We start from the raw sequence: 16,692 nt of genomic DNA, 5'->3' as shown, positions 1-16,692 counted from the left end.
TGGCTGTGGGGTCAGTAACTGGCCAGCAGGCCCTGGCTGCGAAGCTGGAAGACGCTGCGGAAAGTTTTGTGCATGCGCCGCGCGCGTGGGCCTGTCAGTGTTCGCATGTCTACATCGGCAACGGTGCCGTCGGCGGCTGGGCAATCTGCGTAGCTGGCGTCGATAGGTGGAGCGGGTAGTTCGATGGACTCCGCGCCAAACAAGACCAGACAGATTTCCGCGGCATAGACGTTGGCCCAGTTATTACCTACGGTGCTGGCGTCAACATACTGCAACTGCGGATTCCCCATACCGGCGGGAAATGTTTGCAGCAAATAGCGAACTTGGAAATTGGCGACGTTGTCGGCAATAGGTTGGGAGGCATCTGCGCCAGCGCACATCAGATTGGTGCCTTCAAGTACAAAGCGGCTCTGAATCAGAGTGTCGCTGCCGGCTTGGCCCAAGCAGTTGCGCTGCTGGGATGCATCGACGGCACTGGTGTAGAGGGGCTCAGTGTAGTTGCGATAACCTGTGGTGAGTTTGAATTCGTTTTGGCCTGGTGCATCAATGCCGCTGAGCGTGTGGGTCTTCGGGTCAAATCCAGTGGCCGTGGTTTCAAAAACTACTGGAGCGTTAATGTCGGTTGCATGACTGGGGTGAAGGTATAAAGAGCCCGCCTGCCGCAGTTGCAGCCCCATGGTGCGAAAGATGTGGGAGGCTTGCTGTTGTAGGTGGCTGGCGTCGCGAACAGTGCCAGTGACGCTGCGCGAGGCCATGAGGGCGCCCATGGCGACAGCAACCGTCATCAATCCAATCGACAGTCCCACCATCAGCTCGACCAGTGAGATGCCGTGCTGGGCGCGGGATGAAGTCATTCGGAAAGTCATCATGAGCCTGGGCAGAAAAGTTGGGTGTTAGTACCTGCAAAATACGGGGCGCAGCGTGCTATGACGGTGATGTATTGCAGGTGGCAGCTGTGGTCAGCGGGGCAACTGGCGTTTTGCCCACTGCCAGACGCTGCATTTATGGGGTCTTTGTAGTCGTCATCTTGAGCGAGTTCGTTTTCGCGCCAAGCGATCATCACGCCAAGTTGACGGCGGTTGGCATTCACGGTTTCCCCGGGGGCTAGGAAAATATTTGCCTGGCCGGTAGGTAGGTTGTCTTGCACCGCGGTTTTCCACTGCTCCAAGTCATAGGCCGCGATCTCGCTGTTCGTGCAGGTAACACTGCTGCAGTTTTTGTCGGCAGCGACATCATCGTCCCAATCTGAAACGTAATTGCTCAGGTTGAGCAACGCGTTGGGGTTGGTGGCCATGCGCTCGCTCAGGTCTTCGATGAGGCGTATCGCCTGGGTGCGATACAGGCTGGTCTGGGTATTGTTCAGGGTGCGCATCTGCATTCCCAGAATGCCCAGGATGCCCAGCGCCATGATGATGATGGCAACTAGGGATTCAATTAAGGTAACTCCCCGCTGGTGCGGGAAATGGCTGTGTGTGGGGTATGTCATTTTGGGCAGCTTGCGTCTTCGATGATGCGTATGCGTCCGCCGGCTGCCATGCACAGTGTGCGTGTGGCAGGGGAGTTGATGCCGTCGTCTTTGCCGTCGCCGGCAGGAGAAAAAGTCATGCCCTTGGCATTGAGTCCGCTAGCCATGCCGTAGCGGTTGAATCTGATGGCGGAGCCACCAGAGCTGTGCATGGTGTTGACGCTGCCGTCTAAGGCGACTTCGTGCAGCTTGGGTTCGGTTTTGGTCCAAGTGCCGCTGCCATTAAGATCCTGAAACAGGAACCAGCCGCAACCCCAGTCCTGTTTGGTGGATGCGTTTTGGCACCCGGTGGAACCTTTGGCAGCGTTGTCGATTTTGTGCAGCACTATGTTGCCGCCATAGCGAATGGCTTCACTGCGCCCCAGTAGCAGCGTGGATTCCATAGCTTGAACAGTTTGCCTGACTTTCCAGTTTCTGTGCAGATTGCGTAATGACGGGGTAGCCAAACTCATCAGGATGGAGAGGATGGCAAGTGCAACCAAGGTTTCGATCAGGGTGAAGCCTTGTACAGAGGTGGTGTATGTGGAGCGCATGACGGTGAACAGCAGTAGCCAAGTAGTCATTTCGATAGGCTCCATCTATATCAAAGGCTTGTTAGTGTTGGTGGTGCGTTTGGCAGATTGTGGTGACGAGCGGGTTTAAAGTGTGAGTCCTAACAGCTTTGGTCTACCGACTTTTGCACCATTTGCCCGCCTGCGCTGATGCAGAGCCTGCGGCCGGAGGTTGAGCTGCCATTCGGAGAGGTGGCAGTAAATGAAAAGCTGTTGCCTGCATCACCTAGTTGCATGCCGCCCCAGCGGTCTAGACTGATTTCCGTAACACTTGCCGACGCTGTGAGTGCGATACCGTGAAAAGTTTTGTTGCTGTCCTGCAAGACAGTGCTTTTGTCGGCGGCCATTGTCAGCGCCCAGCCACAGCGCCAGTCTGCATCGCTGGGGGCTGTACAGATGCTGTCATTGGTGTGGCGTATCAGCACCAAATTACTACCACGGCGAATGCTTTCTGCGCGGGCGTGAAACAAAGCAGATTCCAGCGCGGAAATGGCTTGACCTGCGCGCCAACGCTCAAACAAGCTAGTAAAACTGGGGGCGGCTAGCCCAGTGAGAATGGCGAGAATCCCAAGTGTCACCATCAACTCCACCAGTGTCAGGCCGAGTTGGAGGTGGGTAGGAGGTTGAGAAGAAAAAGTGGTGCGTGACATTTGTTTTAAAGCTATACCACTGGTCGTGTGTTCTGATTACGCGCGTGACCAGCGGTAGGGGTGGTGCTGATCAGCGGCTGGAGGAGCGTTTTTCAAGGGTTGGTGGGTATTCGTTATAATCGCAGAGTTTTGCATGGTGCAAGACGCACGCCGCCGGCCCTTCCAGCCCACGGCGCAAGTAACCTAGGTGCTTGGGGTTCAAACTCCTCACGCCACCGCAGACAAGGAAAACAAAATGATCGCTGCCGATAAGAAGGCTGAAGTTGTTAAGGCTAATGCTCGTTCCGAAAACGACACTGGTAGCCCAGAAGTGCAAGTAGCACTGCTGACAGCACGCATCAACGAACTGACTCCCCACTTCAAGGCAAACGCTAAGGACCACCACGGTCGTCGCGGTCTGCTGCGCATGGTGAGCCGTCGTCGCAAGCTGCTGGACTACCTCAAGGGTAAGGATGCAGAGCGTTACACAGCTTTGATCGCGAAGCTGGGCCTGCGTAAGTAAGCACAGTGCAAGATCAAAACGCCTGAGTTAGATTGCCTAGCTCAGGCGTTTTTTACTTTGGAGTTGGTGAAAACAGAGCGAAGCTGTGTCATTCCATAACCGTGTTTGCGGTGAAAGTGCTGTAGTTTTAATAGCTGTAAGCACGCTTGTGGAATGGCATCGTGTTCTGTTTTGCCTCCAAAACATTGCTGAGTGTGCGCATTCAGCTATTCCAATAGGAGTACATACATGACGATGTTCAATAAAGTGACCAAGACTTTCCAGTGGGGCCAACACACTGTCACCATGGAAACTGGCGAGATCGCTCGCCAAGCTTCCGGCGCTGTGCTGGTCAATATCGACGACACCGTGGTGCTGGCCACTGTGGTGGGTTCCAAGATTGCCAAGGCTGGTCAAGACTTCTTCCCCTTGACGGTTGACTACATCGAGAAGACTTACGCAGCGGGCAAGATCCCTGGTAGCTTCTTCAAGCGTGAAGCCAAGCCTTCGGAGCTGGAGACCCTGACTTCGCGTCTGATCGACCGCCCCATCCGTCCTCTGTTCCCAGAAGGTTTCTACAACGACGTGCACGTGGTGATCCACACCATCTCGTTGAACCCTGAAGTGGATGCCGACATTGCGGCAATGATCGCGACTTCCGCAGCCTTGGCGGTGTCTGGCTTGCCTTTCAATGGCCCTATCGGTGCAGCCCGCGTGGGTTACATCAATGGCGAATATGTACTGAACCCCGGCCAGACACAGCGCAAAGATTCGCTGATGGATCTGGTGGTGGCGGGTACTGAATCGGCTGTGTTGATGGTGGAATCTGAAGCACAGCAGTTGCCTGAAGAAGTGATGTTGGGTGCTGTGGTGTATGGCCATGAGCAAAGCCAAGTGGCTATTAACGCGATCCATGACTTGGTGCGTGAAGGCGGCAAGCCTGCTTGGGATTGGACTGCACCCGTCAAGGATGAAGTGCTGATCGCTAAGGTGGCGGAGTTGGGTGAGGCCAAGCTGCGCGCTGCTTACCAAGAGCGCAACAAGCAAGTGCGTACGCACGCTTGCCGCTTGGCCTACGGTGAAGTCAAGGCTGCGTTGACGGAGCAAGGCATTGCCTTTGACGGCGTCAAGGTTGAAAGCATGCTGTTCGATATTGAAGCCAATATCGTGCGCTCGCAAATTCTGGCGGGTGAGCCCCGTATCGACGGTCGCGACACCCGCACCGTGCGCCCCATCGAAATCCGCAACTCCGTGCTGCCCCGCACCCACGGCTCGGCCCTGTTCACCCGCGGTGAAACCCAGGCGCTGGTGGTGACTACGTTGGGTACTGAGCGTGATGCGCAGCGTATTGATGCGCTGGCTGGTGAGTTTGAAGACACCTTCCTGTTCCACTACAACATGCCTCCCTTTGCCACCGGTGAAGTCGGTCGCATGGGTTCGACCAAGCGCCGCGAAATTGGTCACGGTCGTCTGGCCAAGCGTGCGCTGGCCGCTTGCCTGCCATCCAAGGAAGAATTCCCCTACACCATCCGCGTGGTGTCGGAAATCACCGAGTCCAATGGCTCTTCGTCGATGGCATCGGTGTGTGGCGGCTGCTTGTCCATGATGGATGCCGGCGTGCCCATGAAGGCGCACGTGGCCGGTATTGCCATGGGTCTGATCAAGGACGGCAACCGCTTTGCCGTGCTGACCGACATCTTGGGTGATGAAGATCACCTGGGTGACATGGACTTCAAGGTGGCAGGTACCACCAACGGTATTACTGCCCTGCAGATGGATATCAAGATCCAAGGTATCACCAAGGAAATCATGCAAGTGGCCCTGGCGCAAGCCAAGGAAGCGCGCATGCACATCTTGGGCAAGATGCAAGAAGCCATGGGCGAAGCCAAGACCGAAGTCTCATCCTTCGCCCCCAAGCTGTTCACCATGAAGATCAACCCCGAGAAGATCCGTGACGTGATCGGCAAGGGTGGTGCAACCATCCGTGCGCTGACCGAAGAGACCGGCACCCAGATCAATATCGAGGAAGACGGCACCATCACCATCGCCGCTACCGATGGCGATAAGGCCGAAGCTGCCAAGAAGCGCATCGAAGAGATCACTGCCGAAGTGGAAATTGGCAAGGTGTACGAAGGCCCCATCGTCAAGATCTTGGAATTCGGTGCGCTGGTGAATCTGTTGCCAGGCAAGGACGGCTTGCTGCACATTAGCCAGATCGCGCACGAGCGCGTGGAAAAGGTCACCGACTACCTGCAAGAAGGCCAAGTGGTCAAGGTCAAGGTCTTGGAGACGGATGACAAGGGTCGTGTGAAGCTGTCCATGAAGGCTTTGCTGGATCGCCCTGCGGGCATGCCTGAGCGCACTGAGCGTCCTGCACCTGCAGATCGCCAGCGTCGCGAATATCGTGAGCCCCGTCAGCCGCGTGCTGAGCAAAACGGTGCTGCCGACGCTGACCAGCAGCAGCAACAACAGCAACAGCAATAAGTCCTAGGCTTGAAGCGTTCCGCAAGCTGAGGTTTGCGGGTGTGCTATTGAGAAAATAGCTGCTAGCGCTTGCTACACAAGGATTTAAGCCATATTTGGCTTAAATCCTTTTTGTAATTGGTGGCGTGGCTTGGGCTCAATACCGTGATCGATTCCATCTTGATGATGTTGTAACTCCATGAAGAAGAAACTGATTGTTGGTAACTGGAAGATGAATGGCAGCTTGCAAGCCAATGCAGACTTGGTGTCTGGATTGGTGCAAGGGCTGCCCGCTCCGCTGAACTGTGGCGTGGGTGTGGCCGTGCCTGCTGCATATTTGGCGCAGGTGCAGGCCTTGCTGCAAGGCAGTGCGATTGCGGTAGCGGCGCAAGATGTGTCGCAGCATGAAAAAGGTGCTTACACCGGTGAGGTGTCAGCATCCATGCTGCAAGACTTTGGGGTGCGTTACGCGCTCGTGGGTCACTCGGAGCGTCGCCAATACCACGGTGAGACGGATGCAGTGGTTGCCGCCAAGGCGCAAGCTGCGCTGGCTAAGGGCATCACTCCTATTGTCTGTGTGGGGGAAACCTTGCAGGAGCGTGAGGCTGGTCAGACCGAGCAAGTGGTCAAGCGCCAGCTCGCTGCAGTGATTCACCATGTGGGTCCGTGCGTGAGTGAGTTGGTGGTGGCGTACGAGCCTGTCTGGGCAATCGGGACAGGCAAAACGGCAACGCCTGAGCAGGCGCAAGCAGTGCATGCCGTGTTGCGCGCGCAGCTGGCAGCTGCCACGGCGCATGCTGAGCGTGTGCCGCTGCTGTACGGCGGGAGCATGAATGCAGCGAATGCTGCGCAGTTGCTGTCGCAGGCGGATATCGATGGTGGCCTGGTAGGAGGGGCATCCCTCAAGGCGGTTGACTTTTTACAGATCATTGCAGCAGCCAATTAATGGCTAGGTTGCGGGTGTTTAACTGAGGAGTAGAAGAGATGAGCGCGTTCGCGACATTGATTTTGGCGGTGCAGATGCTGTCTGCGCTGGGCATGATTGGTCTGGTTTTGATGCAGCACGGCAAAGGTGCTGACATGGGTGCTGCTTTTGGTAGTGGCAACTCAGGTAGTTTGTTTGGTGCCAGCGGCAGTGCGAACTTCTTGTCGCGCAGCACCGGGGCGCTGGCTACCGTGTTCTTTGTGGCGACATTGGCGCTGGCCTATTTGGGTAACGCACGTCCTGTCAGCACGGGCAGTGTTTTGGAGGCGGTGCCAGCAGCACCTGCTGTCACAGCTCCGGCTGTGGATAGCACCGTACCCACGGCACCTGCACAAGGTGTGAATCAGGTCCCTGCCAAATAATTGGTTTAAACCCTTGATAAATGCTGTAGCGCAGCATTTATCGGGTTAGAATCCTCAGGTTGCTCAGAAAGCGATAGCCCAGTTAGAGGGGGCTCCTCATGCGATCTGAGTGATTTGAGACGTAAAAATGCCGTCGTGGTGGAATTGGTAGACACGCTATCTTGAGGGGGTAGTGGCGAAAGCTGTGCGAGTTCGAGTCTCGCCGACGGCACCATCATAAATACAGCCTGCCCATGATCAGGCAGTGGTCGAGGGCAAGGTCAACAAGCGGAAAACGCGACCTCACATGAACCTCGAGCAATATCTCCCGGTCCTGCTATTTATTTTGGTGGGTATCGCCGTGGGAGTCGTTCCCTTAGTTCTTGGCTATGTTCTAGGCCCTAATCGCCCGGATGCCGCCAAGAATTCTCCCTATGAATGCGGCTTTGAAGCCTTTGAAGACGCGCGCATGAAATTCGATGTGCGCTTCTATCTGATCGCCATTCTTTTCATCTTGTTTGACTTGGAAATCGCTTTCCTGTTGCCTTGGGCCGTTGCGCTGCAAGACGTAGGGATGGCTGGTTTTGTCGCCGTTCTCATTTTCCTGAGCGTTCTGGTTGTGGGTTTTGCCTACGAATGGAAAAAGGGCGCCCTGGATTGGGAATGAGCACCACGTAATCCTCAAAAAAGGACACACGATGATTGAAGGCGTGATGAAGGAAGGCTTTGTCACCACCAGCTATGACGCTGTGGTGAACTGGGCCAAAACCGGTTCTATCTGGCCGATGACATTTGGGCTGGCGTGCTGCGCGGTAGAGATGATGCATGCTGCAGCTGCGCGTTATGACTTGGCGCGTTTTGGTGCAGAGGTGTTTCGCCCTTCGCCCCGTCAGTCTGACTTGATGATTGTCGCTGGAACCTTGTGCAACAAGATGGCACCTGCTTTGCGCAAGGTGTATGACCAGATGTCAGAGCCCCGCTGGGTGCTGTCGATGGGTTCTTGTGCCAATGGTGGTGGTTACTACCACTACAGCTATTCAGTGGTACGTGGTTGTGACCGCATTGTTCCGGTGGACGTGTATGTGCCGGGCTGCCCTCCCACAGCCGAAGCGCTGATCTACGGCATCATCCAGCTGCAGCAGAAAATCCGCCGCACGAACACCATCGCCCGCGTTTAAGGAGCCGAGAGGATGTCCGCATTTGCAATTCAGCCCGAAGCACTTCGGGATGTGGTGGCCGCTGCCTTGGGTGACCAAGTTCGCAGCATCACCGTTAAGCTGGGTGAAGTGACTGTAGAAGTTGCTGCCTCTCAATATTTGGATGTGATGCGCAAGCTGCGCGATACGCCGGGTTGTCAGTTTGAGCAACTGGTTGACCTGTGTGGCGTTGACTATTCTGCCTACAAAGAAGTTGGGGTTGAAGGGGCGCGCTTTGTTGTTGTTTCGCACCTGCTGTCCGTGAGTTTGAACCAGCGTGTTCGTGTCCGGGTGTCTTGCGCAGATGATGACTTCCCAATCGTCGCTTCAGTGTGCGAGTTGTGGAGCAGTGCCAACTGGTTTGAGCGCGAAGCGTTTGACCTGTTCGGTATTGTGTTTGAAGGTCACACTGACTTGCGCCGCATTTTGACCGATTACGGTTTTATTGGTCATCCCTTCCGCAAGGACTTCCCGCTGTCGGGTCATGTAGAAATGACTTATGACACCGAGCAGCGCCGCGTGGTCTACCAACCAGTCACGATTGAGCCGCGTGAAATCACGCCTCGCATCATTCGTGAGGAGAACTACGGAGGCTTGCACTAACAGGCGCGTAGCGTTTGTTGGTTGAAGAAAATGGCTGAAATCAAAAATTATTCCATCAACTTTGGTCCGCAGCACCCGGCAGCACACGGCGTGTTGCGTTTGGTGTTGGAGCTGGACGGTGAAGTGGTCCAGCGCGCAGATCCGCACGTGGGCCTGTTGCACCGTGCCACAGAAAAGCTGGCTGAGCACAAAACTTATATCCAGTCGCTGCCTTATATGGATCGACTGGACTATGTGTCCATGATGTGCAATGAGCACGCCTACTGCTTGGCCATCGAAAAGCTGCTGGGCCTGGAAGTCCCCAAGCGTGCGCAGTACATCCGTGTGATGTTCAGCGAAATCACACGCTTGCTGAACCACTTGATGTGGTTGGGCTCGAACGGCATGGACTGCGGTGCATCCACCGTGCTGATGTGGACCTTCCGTGAGCGTGAAGACCTGTTTGATATGTACGAAGCCGTATCCGGCGCGCGCATGCATGCAGCCTACTTCCGTCCTGGTGGCGTTTACCGCGACTTGCCTGACACCATGCCGCAGTTCAAGGCCAGCAAGGTGCGCAATGCAAAGGGCATTGAGAAGCTGAATGCCAACCGCCGAGGTTCGCTGCTGGACTTCATTGAAGACTTTACCAATCGTTTCCCCAAGTGCGTCGATGAGTATGAGTATCTACTCACCGACAACCGGATCTGGAAGCAGCGTATGGTCGGTATCGGTGTGGTGACACCGGAGCGTGCACTGAACATGGGCTTTACAGGCCCCATGCTGCGTGGCTCAGGCATCGCATGGGATTTGCGCAAGAAGCAGCCCTACGAGATCTACGACGAGCTGGACTTTGACGTGCCTGTTGGCAAAACCGGCGACTGCTACGACCGCTATTTGGTGCGTGTGGCCGAGATGCGCCAGTCCAATGAGCTAATCAAGCAGTGCGTCAAGTGGTTGCGAGCCAACCCCGGGCCCGTCATCACAGAAAACACCAAGGTAGCACCACCGGCCCGTGAGGACATGAAGTCCAACATGGAGTCGTTGATTCACCACTTCAAACTGTTCACTGAAGGCTTCAAAGTGCCAGAAGGTGAAGCTTATGCCGCCGTGGAGCACCCGAAGGGTGAGTTCGGTATTTACATGGTAAGTGATGGGGCCAACAAGCCTTATCGCTTGAAGATTCGTGCCCCTGGTTTCGCTCACTTGGCGATGATGGACGAAGTGGTCAGCGGCCACATGCTGTCTGACGTGGTGGCGATCATCGGCACTATGGATATCGTGTTCGGAGAGATTGACCGATGATTACTGAAGCGACCAAAGCGCGCTTTGCGCGTGAAGTGGCCAAGTACCCGGCCGACCAAAAGCAGTCTGCCGTGATGGCCTGCCTGTCGATTGCACAGCAAGAGCTGGGCTGGGTCACGCCCGAGAGCGAGGCAGTCATTGCCGAAGTGCTGGGCATGCCGCAGATTGCCGTGCATGAAGTCACGACCTTCTACAACATGTACAACCAAAAGCCAGTGGGCAAGTACAAGTTGAACGTCTGTACCAACCTGCCCTGCCAACTGCGCGATGGTTACAAGGCATTGCACCACCTGGAAGCCAAGCTGGGCATCAAGATGGGCGAGACCACACCGGACGGCATGTTCACCCTGCAACAGTCGGAATGTCTGGGCGCCTGCGCCGATTCTCCGGTGATGCTGGTGAACGACCGTTGCATGTGCAGCTTCATGAGCAATGAGAAGCTGGACGAATTGGTGGACGGCCTGCGTGCTGCGGAGGACAAGGCATGACCACCATCCTTAACAATCCTGCTGCCAACGACGTGTTGGCCAAGTTTGCCTCTTCGGGCAACGAAACCTGCTTCCACGGCCGCCACATTGAGCCCCAGATCTACAAGGATTTGAACGGCAAGAACTGGTCCCTCAAAGACTACGAAGCCCGGGGTGGCTACCAAGCCCTGCGCAAGATATTGGGTCAAGACGGCGGGCCTGGCCTGACCCAGGACGAGGTCATTGCCACGGTTAAGGAATCGGCCCTGCGTGGTCGTGGTGGTGCAGGCTTCCCTTCGGGTCTGAAGTGGAGCTTCATGCCTCGCCAATTCCCAGGTCAAAAATACCTGGTATGCAACTCGGACGAAGGCGAGCCAGGTACGTGCAAGGACCGTGAAATCCTGATGCACAACCCGCACATCGTGATCGAAGGCATGGCGATTGCGGCCTATGCGATGGGCATCAACGTCGGCTACAACTACATCCACGGGGAAATCTTCCAAGCGTACGAACGCTTTGAAGCTGCTTTGGAAGAAGCGCGCGCCGCAGGGTACCTGGGCGACAACATCATGGGCTCGAACTTCAGCTTTCAGCTGCATGGTCACCATGGCTTTGGCGCTTACATTTGCGGCGAAGAAACGGCATTGCTGGAATCGCTGGAAGGCAAGAAGGGGCAGCCCCGCTTCAAGCCGCCATTTCCTGCCAGCTTCGGTCTGTATGGCAAGCCCACCACGATCAACAACACCGAGACATTTGCAGCGGTGCCTTGGATCATTCGTAACGGTGGTAATGCCTACCTGGAATGCGGCAAGCCCAACAACGGCGGCACCAAAATTTTCTCGGTTAGCGGCGACGTGAATCTGCCCGGTAACTATGAAGTTCCCATGGGCACGCCGTTCAGCAAGCTGCTTGAACTGGCTGGCGGCGTTCGTACAGGTCGCAAGCTCAAGGCAGTGATCCCTGGTGGCTCATCTTCGCCCGTGCTCCCTGCTGACATCATCATGGAATGCACGATGGACTACGACTCCATCTCCAAGGCTGGTTCCATGCTGGGTTCGGGGGCTGTGATCGTGATGGATGATTCGCGTGACATGGTGGAAAGCCTGTTGCGTCTGTCGTACTTCTATCAGCATGAGTCCTGTGGCCAGTGCACACCTTGCCGCGAAGGCACAGGTTGGCTGTGGCGCGTGGTCAAGCGTATTCAGGAAGGTGAAGGCCGACCAGAAGACATTGAACTGCTGGATTCCGTATCCGTGAACATCATGGGCCGCACGATTTGTGCGCTGGGCGACGCGGCTGCAATGCCCGTGCGCGCCATGATCAAGCATTTCCGCCACGAGTTTGAAGCCAAGATTGCCGCGGCTGCGAAGTCGGGCTCTACAGCTGCCTGATCGCGAGAGGCGAGAGACATATGGTTGAAATTGAACTAGACGGCAAGAAGGTGGAAGCCACTCCCGGCAGCATGATCATGCATGCGGCTGAAAAGGCTGGCACCTATATTCCGCACTTTTGCTACCACAAGAAACTTTCCATTGCTGCCAACTGCCGCATGTGCTTGGTGGAAGTGGAAAAGGCGCCCAAGCCACTGCCAGCCTGCGCTACGCCTGTGACGCAGGGGATGATCGTTCGTACCAAGAGCGATAAAGCCATCAAGGCGCAGCAGTCGGTGATGGAGTTCTTGCTGATTAATCACCCTTTGGATTGCCCTATTTGCGACCAAGGCGGTGAATGTCAGTTGCAAGACTTAGCAGTGGGCTACGGCGGTACATCTTCGCGTTACGAAGAAGAAAAGCGCGTAGTGGCTCACAAAGAGGTGGGGCCTCTGATCTCGATGGAAGAGATGAGCCGCTGCATCCATTGCACACGTTGCGTACGCTTTGGCCAAGAAGTGGCCGGCGTGATGGAGCTGGGCATGGTCAACCGCGGCGAGCACTCGGAAATCACCACTGTGCTGGGTGATACCGTGGACTCCGAGCTGTCGGGCAATATGATCGATCTGTGCCCAGTGGGTGCGTTGACCAGCAAGCCTTTCCGCTATAGCGCACGTACCTGGGAGCTGTCGCGCCGCAAATCGGTGTCGCCGCATGACTCTACCGGCGCCAACCTGATCGTTCAGGTGAAGAACCACAAGGTGATGCGCGTCGTTCCTTTTGAGAACGAAGCCATCAACGAGTGCTGGATTGCTGACCGCGACCGTTTCTCTTACGAAGCACTGAACAGCGACGAGCGCTTGACACAGCCCATGATCAAGCAGGGTGGTGAGTGGAAGACGGTGGACTGGCAGACCGCGTTGGAATATGTGGCGAATGGCCTAAAGCAAATCAAGGAACAACACGGTGCGAACAGCATCGGTGCCTTGGTCAGCCCCCACAGTACTCTCGAAGAGTTGTTCCTTGCGGGTCAACTGCTGCGCGGCATCGGCAGCGATAACATCGACTGGCGCCTGCGCAATGCGCAATTTAATGTTGATGAAGGCGTGCGTTGGCTGGGCACTTCGGTTGCTAGTTTGTCTGAGTTGCAAACTGCTTTGGTAGTGGGCTCGAACCTGCGCAAGGATCACCCCCTGTTTGCGCAGCGCATTCGCCAAGCAACGAAGAAGGGCGCCCAAGTGTTTGCCTTGAACTCCAAGGTGTACGACTGGGCGATGCCAGTGACTGCTTCGGTAGTGGCCGCACAAGACTGGGTACAAGCACTGGCCGATGTGGCTGCTGCGGTGGCTGCAGCCAAGGGCGTGCAAGCCCCCTTGGCTGGTCAAGCCAACACAGAAGCCCAAGCGATTGCTCAAGCCCTGATGGCTGGCGAGCGTAAGGCGGTGTTGCTCGGTAATGCTGCTGCGCACCACGCGCAAGCTGCTGAACTGCTGGCGCTGGCCAACTGGATTGCAGAGCAAACCGGTGCCACTGTGGGCTACCTGACCGAAGCTGCCAACACCGTGGGTGCGCAGTGGGTCAAAGCACAGCCACAAACCGGTGGCTTCAATGCAGCACAGATGATTGCTGGTGGTTTGAAGGCTGCAATTTTGCTGAACAACGAACCTGCATTCGATACCGCTGCTGGGCAGCAAGCCCTGCAAGGCTTGAACAAGTCGGAGATGGTGGTGACCTTGAGCCCGTTCAAGGCCAATATGGAAATCAGCGATGTGCTGTTGCCTATTGCACCTTTCACCGAAACTTCAGGTACCTTCGTCAACGCAGAAGGCCGCGTGCAAAGCTTCCATGCGGTGGTAAAGCCCTTGGCTGAAACCCGTCCCGCTTGGAAAGTATTGCGTGTACTGGCTAATTTGCTGGGTGTGCAAGGCGTTGATTACGAATCGTCGCAAGACGTGCTGACAACCGCTATTGGCACCGGTACGAACGAAGTCCCAGCCAATGTGTTGAGCAACGCCACCAAGGTGGCTGCGCAAATCACAGGTGAAGCGGTGGCTGAGCCTACAGTGGCAAGCATCTATCAACTGGACAGCATTGTCCGCCGTGCGACATCGCTGCAATTGACAGCAGATGCGCGCGAGGCACGTCAGGGAGGTGCCGCATGATTGATCAACTCAAGATTGCAGGCGCGGGCCTGGTGGATGCGGTTTGGTGGACCGAGGTGGCGTGGCCTGTGATATGGATTCTGCTGGGCATCATCGCCATCGTGGCACCTTTGATGATTGCCGTGGCTTACCTGACTTTGTGGGAGCGCAAGTTTCTTGGATGGATTCAGGTGCGCCCTGGCCCCAATCGGGTAGGACCTTGGGGCTTGCTGCAGCCCATGGCTGACGGCCTGAAACTGCTGACCAAAGAGCTGATCATGCCCACCGTGGCAGCCAAAGGGCTGTTCTATGTGGGGCCTGTGATGGCCATCATGCCGGCATTGGCTGCCTGGGTGGCAGTGCCCTTTGGGCCTGAAGTGGCGCTTGCGAATGTGAATGCCGGTATTTTGCTGATCATGGCAATCACTTCGATTGAAGTGTATGGCGTGATCATTGCTGGCTGGGCTTCTAACTCCAAGTACGCTTTTTTGGGAGCGCTGCGTGCATCGGCACAGATGATAAGCTATGAAATTGCCATGGGCTTTTGCTTCTTGGTCGTCATCATGGTGACTGGCAGCATGAACTTGACACAAATTGTCGTGAGCCAAGGCCAGGGACAGTTTGCTGACATGGGGCTGAGTTTCTTGTCTTGGAACTGGTTGCCTTTGCTGCCCATCTTTTTGGTCTACCTGATATCTGGTGTGGCAGAAACCAATCGTGCACCTTTTGACGTGGTCGAAGGCGAGTCAGAAATCGTGGCTGGCCACATGGTCGAGTATTCGGGCATGGGCTTTGCGATCTTCTTCCTGGCTGAGTATGCCAGCATGTGGCTTGTGTCCATCTTGGCCGTCACGATGTTCCTGGGGGGCTGGCTGCCACCAGTGGAAGCACTGTCGTTTATTCCTGGCTGGATTTGGCTGGCTGTAAAGACGGCTTTTGTGGTGAGTTGCTTTATCTGGATTCGCGCCACATTCCCTCGCTTCCGTTATGACCAGATCATGCGTCTGGGCTGGAAAATCTTCATCCCCGTCACCTTGGTGTGGCTGGTCATCGTGGGTGCATGGTTGCACTCGCCTTGGAATATTTGGAATTAAGCGGGGACATCATGGCTGCTGTTGCTGCTACACCTTTTTCTATCAAAGACTTCTTCAAGAGCTTCCTGCTCTGGGAGCTGTTCAAGGGCATGGCCTTGACTGGTCGTAAGGCGTTTTCGCCCCACGTCACTATTCAGTTCCCTGAAGAAAAGACACCACTTTCCCCACGCTTTCGGGGGTTGCATGCTTTGCGCCGTTATGACAACGGTGAAGAGCGGTGCATTGCCTGCAAGTTGTGCGAGGCTGTGTGCCCCGCCATGGCGATCACGATTGAGTCTGACGTGCGTGATGACGGCTCGCGCCGTACAACGCGCTATGACATCGACTTGACCAAGTGCATCTTCTGCGGCTTCTGCGAGGAAAGCTGTCCGGTTGATTCGATCGTGGAAACACAGATCTTGGAATACCACGGCGAAAAACGTGGCGACCTGTACTTCACCAAGGACATGCTGCTGGCTGTGGGTGATCGTTATGAAACCGACATCGCCGCTGCTAAAGCGGCTGATGCCAAGTACCGCTAAAGCGGCTCCTGATCCAGAAAGATTCGAATCATGGATGCCAAAACTGGTTTCTTTTATCTCTTTGCCGCGGTAATGCTGTTTGCAGCTTTCCGCGTGATCACGTCGCGTAACCCTGTTCACGCGGTGTTGAACTTGATCCTGGCTTTTTCGCAAGCTGCTGGTATTTGGCTGCTGCTGAAAGCGGAATTCTTGGGCATTGCCTTGGTGGTGGTGTACCTGGGCGCGGTGATGGTGCTGTTTATGTTCGTCGTGATGATGTTGGATATCCGCATTGATCGCGTACGTCAGGGTTTCTGGAAGCACTTTCCTGTGGCAGCGTTTGTCGGTGCAGTAGTTGCTTTGGAAATGGCGCTGGTACTAATGGCAGGCTTTGGCTCTGTTGATGAGGTCAAGCCTGTTGCCGAACTGCTGAACCAGCAAGGAGAAGTGCTGCCTTATTCCAATACCCAAGCATTGGGCCGTCTGCTGTACACCCAATACTTGTACCCCGTTGAAATTGCCGCCGTTTTGTTGCTGGTGGCAATGATCACCGCGATTGCGTTGACGCTACGTAAGCGCAAGGACACCAATAAAGCGATCAACCCTGCGATCCAGGTACGTGTACGTGCTGCGGACCGAATCAGCCTGGTCAAGATGGCAGCCACCAAGGCTCCTGTTGCTCCTGCTGCTACAGAGGGTGAGACCGCTGTGGAGGAGAAAAAATGACGCTCACACTAGGGCATTTCCTGACGCTGGGAGCGATGTTGTTCGCTATCTCGGTGATCGGTATTTTTCTGAACCGGAAAAATCTGATCGTCTTGCTGATGTGCATTGAACTGATGCTCTTGGCGGTCAACACCAACTTTGTGGCCTTCTCCCACTACCTGGGCGACATGCATGGCCAAGTGTTTGTGTTCTTCATCCTGACAGTTGCGGCTGCGGAATCGGCGATTGGCTTGGCCATCCTGGTGCTGCTGTTCCGTAACAAGTCCAGTATCAATGCGGAAGATCTCGACACCCTCAAGGGTTGAGACGCCGGTA

General features: G+C 55.6%; 19 protein-coding genes and 1 tRNA gene. 16 read left to right on the top strand and 4 right to left on the bottom strand.

Features of this window, described 5'->3' with window-relative positions:
- Positions 1 to 11: 11 nt before the first annotated feature.
- The 4 genes from QEP12_RS03070 to QEP12_RS03055 form a co-directional block, all read right to left on the bottom strand.
- Complete coding sequence (locus QEP12_RS03070; protein WP_284213312.1) at positions 12 to 854, bottom strand: PilW family protein; 843 nt, start codon at positions 852 to 854, stop codon at positions 12 to 14.
- 11 nt (positions 855 to 865) lie between these two features.
- Positions 866 to 1,486 (bottom strand): type IV pilus modification protein PilV, encoded by a 621-nt coding sequence (gene pilV / locus QEP12_RS03065; RefSeq protein ID WP_174863080.1) that lies wholly within the window; start codon positions 1,484 to 1,486, stop codon positions 866 to 868.
- On the bottom strand, positions 1,483 to 2,103 hold the full coding sequence (locus tag QEP12_RS03060; protein WP_284213311.1) for a GspH/FimT family pseudopilin: 621 nt from the start codon (positions 2,101 to 2,103) through the stop codon (positions 1,483 to 1,485). Before QEP12_RS03060 ends, pilV begins: the two co-directional genes overlap by 4 nt.
- Positions 2,104 to 2,177: 74 nt before the next feature.
- The gene (locus QEP12_RS03055) at positions 2,178 to 2,726 is read right to left on the bottom strand and encodes a GspH/FimT family pseudopilin (RefSeq protein WP_284213310.1); all 549 of its coding nucleotides are present in this window, start codon (positions 2,724 to 2,726) and stop codon (positions 2,178 to 2,180) included.
- Positions 2,727 to 2,961: 235 nt separating this feature from the next.
- On the opposite strand from QEP12_RS03055, the gene rpsO reads away from it, so the two are divergent.
- The 16 genes from rpsO (at position 2,962) to nuoK (ending at position 16,682) form a co-directional block, all read left to right on the top strand.
- Positions 2,962 to 3,228 (top strand): 30S ribosomal protein S15, encoded by a 267-nt coding sequence (gene rpsO, locus QEP12_RS03050; RefSeq protein ID WP_174863082.1) that lies wholly within the window; start codon positions 2,962 to 2,964, stop codon positions 3,226 to 3,228.
- A gap of 228 nt (positions 3,229 to 3,456) precedes the next feature.
- A complete protein-coding gene (gene pnp, locus QEP12_RS03045; RefSeq protein WP_284213309.1) occupies positions 3,457 to 5,691 on the top strand; it encodes a polyribonucleotide nucleotidyltransferase in 2,235 nt (744 codons plus the stop codon).
- 178 nt (positions 5,692 to 5,869) lie between these two features.
- On the top strand, positions 5,870 to 6,616 hold the full coding sequence (gene tpiA, locus QEP12_RS03040; protein ID WP_284213308.1) for a triose-phosphate isomerase: 747 nt from the start codon (positions 5,870 to 5,872) through the stop codon (positions 6,614 to 6,616).
- Positions 6,617 to 6,654: 38 nt separating this feature from the next.
- The gene (gene secG, locus QEP12_RS03035) at positions 6,655 to 7,017 is read left to right on the top strand and encodes a preprotein translocase subunit SecG (RefSeq protein WP_284213307.1); all 363 of its coding nucleotides are present in this window, start codon (positions 6,655 to 6,657) and stop codon (positions 7,015 to 7,017) included.
- Between the two features lie 129 nt (positions 7,018 to 7,146).
- Positions 7,147 to 7,231: transfer RNA gene (locus QEP12_RS03030), tRNA-Leu, on the top strand.
- 72 nt (positions 7,232 to 7,303) lie between these two features.
- Complete coding sequence (locus QEP12_RS03025) at positions 7,304 to 7,663, top strand: NADH-quinone oxidoreductase subunit A (RefSeq protein WP_174863088.1); 360 nt, start codon at positions 7,304 to 7,306, stop codon at positions 7,661 to 7,663.
- 31 nt (positions 7,664 to 7,694) lie between these two features.
- Entirely contained in the window at positions 7,695 to 8,174 is a 480-nt protein-coding gene (locus QEP12_RS03020) for a NuoB/complex I 20 kDa subunit family protein (RefSeq protein ID WP_042418791.1), read from the top strand.
- A 12-nt stretch (positions 8,175 to 8,186) separates the two neighbouring features.
- Positions 8,187 to 8,795, top strand: coding sequence for an NADH-quinone oxidoreductase subunit C (locus tag QEP12_RS03015; RefSeq protein WP_174863089.1), 609 nt, complete (start codon positions 8,187 to 8,189; stop codon positions 8,793 to 8,795).
- Positions 8,796 to 8,825: 30 nt separating this feature from the next.
- Positions 8,826 to 10,079: an NADH-quinone oxidoreductase subunit D gene (locus QEP12_RS03010; protein WP_174863090.1), complete on the top strand. Its 1,254-nt coding sequence runs from the start codon at positions 8,826 to 8,828 to the stop codon at positions 10,077 to 10,079.
- Positions 10,076 to 10,567 carry an NADH-quinone oxidoreductase subunit NuoE gene (nuoE, locus tag QEP12_RS03005; RefSeq protein ID WP_174863091.1) on the top strand — a complete coding sequence of 164 codons (492 nt, stop codon included), beginning with the start codon at positions 10,076 to 10,078 and terminating at the stop codon, positions 10,565 to 10,567. Before QEP12_RS03010 ends, nuoE begins: the two co-directional genes overlap by 4 nt.
- Positions 10,564 to 11,937 carry an NADH-quinone oxidoreductase subunit NuoF gene (gene nuoF / locus QEP12_RS03000; RefSeq protein WP_284213306.1) on the top strand — a complete coding sequence of 458 codons (1,374 nt, stop codon included), beginning with the start codon at positions 10,564 to 10,566 and terminating at the stop codon, positions 11,935 to 11,937. The genes nuoE and nuoF overlap by 4 nt, the downstream gene beginning before the upstream one ends.
- A 20-nt stretch (positions 11,938 to 11,957) precedes the next feature.
- Positions 11,958 to 14,078 (top strand): NADH-quinone oxidoreductase subunit NuoG, encoded by a 2,121-nt coding sequence (nuoG, locus tag QEP12_RS02995; RefSeq protein ID WP_284213305.1) that lies wholly within the window; start codon positions 11,958 to 11,960, stop codon positions 14,076 to 14,078.
- Positions 14,075 to 15,151 carry an NADH-quinone oxidoreductase subunit NuoH gene (gene nuoH, locus QEP12_RS02990; RefSeq protein WP_284213304.1) on the top strand — a complete coding sequence of 359 codons (1,077 nt, stop codon included), beginning with the start codon at positions 14,075 to 14,077 and terminating at the stop codon, positions 15,149 to 15,151. Before nuoG ends, nuoH begins: the two co-directional genes overlap by 4 nt.
- Positions 15,152 to 15,162: 11 nt before the next feature.
- On the top strand, positions 15,163 to 15,672 hold the full coding sequence (gene nuoI, locus QEP12_RS02985) for an NADH-quinone oxidoreductase subunit NuoI (protein WP_219164006.1): 510 nt from the start codon (positions 15,163 to 15,165) through the stop codon (positions 15,670 to 15,672).
- A 30-nt stretch (positions 15,673 to 15,702) separates the two neighbouring features.
- On the top strand, positions 15,703 to 16,377 hold the full coding sequence (locus QEP12_RS02980; RefSeq protein ID WP_174863095.1) for an NADH-quinone oxidoreductase subunit J: 675 nt from the start codon (positions 15,703 to 15,705) through the stop codon (positions 16,375 to 16,377).
- Entirely contained in the window at positions 16,374 to 16,682 is a 309-nt protein-coding gene (gene nuoK, locus QEP12_RS02975) for an NADH-quinone oxidoreductase subunit NuoK (protein WP_042418761.1), read from the top strand. The genes QEP12_RS02980 and nuoK overlap by 4 nt, the downstream gene beginning before the upstream one ends.
- The last annotated feature ends 10 nt before the right edge of the window (positions 16,683 to 16,692 follow it).

Origin of the sequence: Comamonas jiangduensis (genome assembly GCF_030162955.1) — a bacterium.
GTDB classification, from domain to species: domain Bacteria; phylum Pseudomonadota; class Gammaproteobacteria; order Burkholderiales; family Burkholderiaceae_C; genus Comamonas; species Comamonas jiangduensis.
This window is presented reverse-complemented; position numbering and strand designations above follow the sequence as displayed.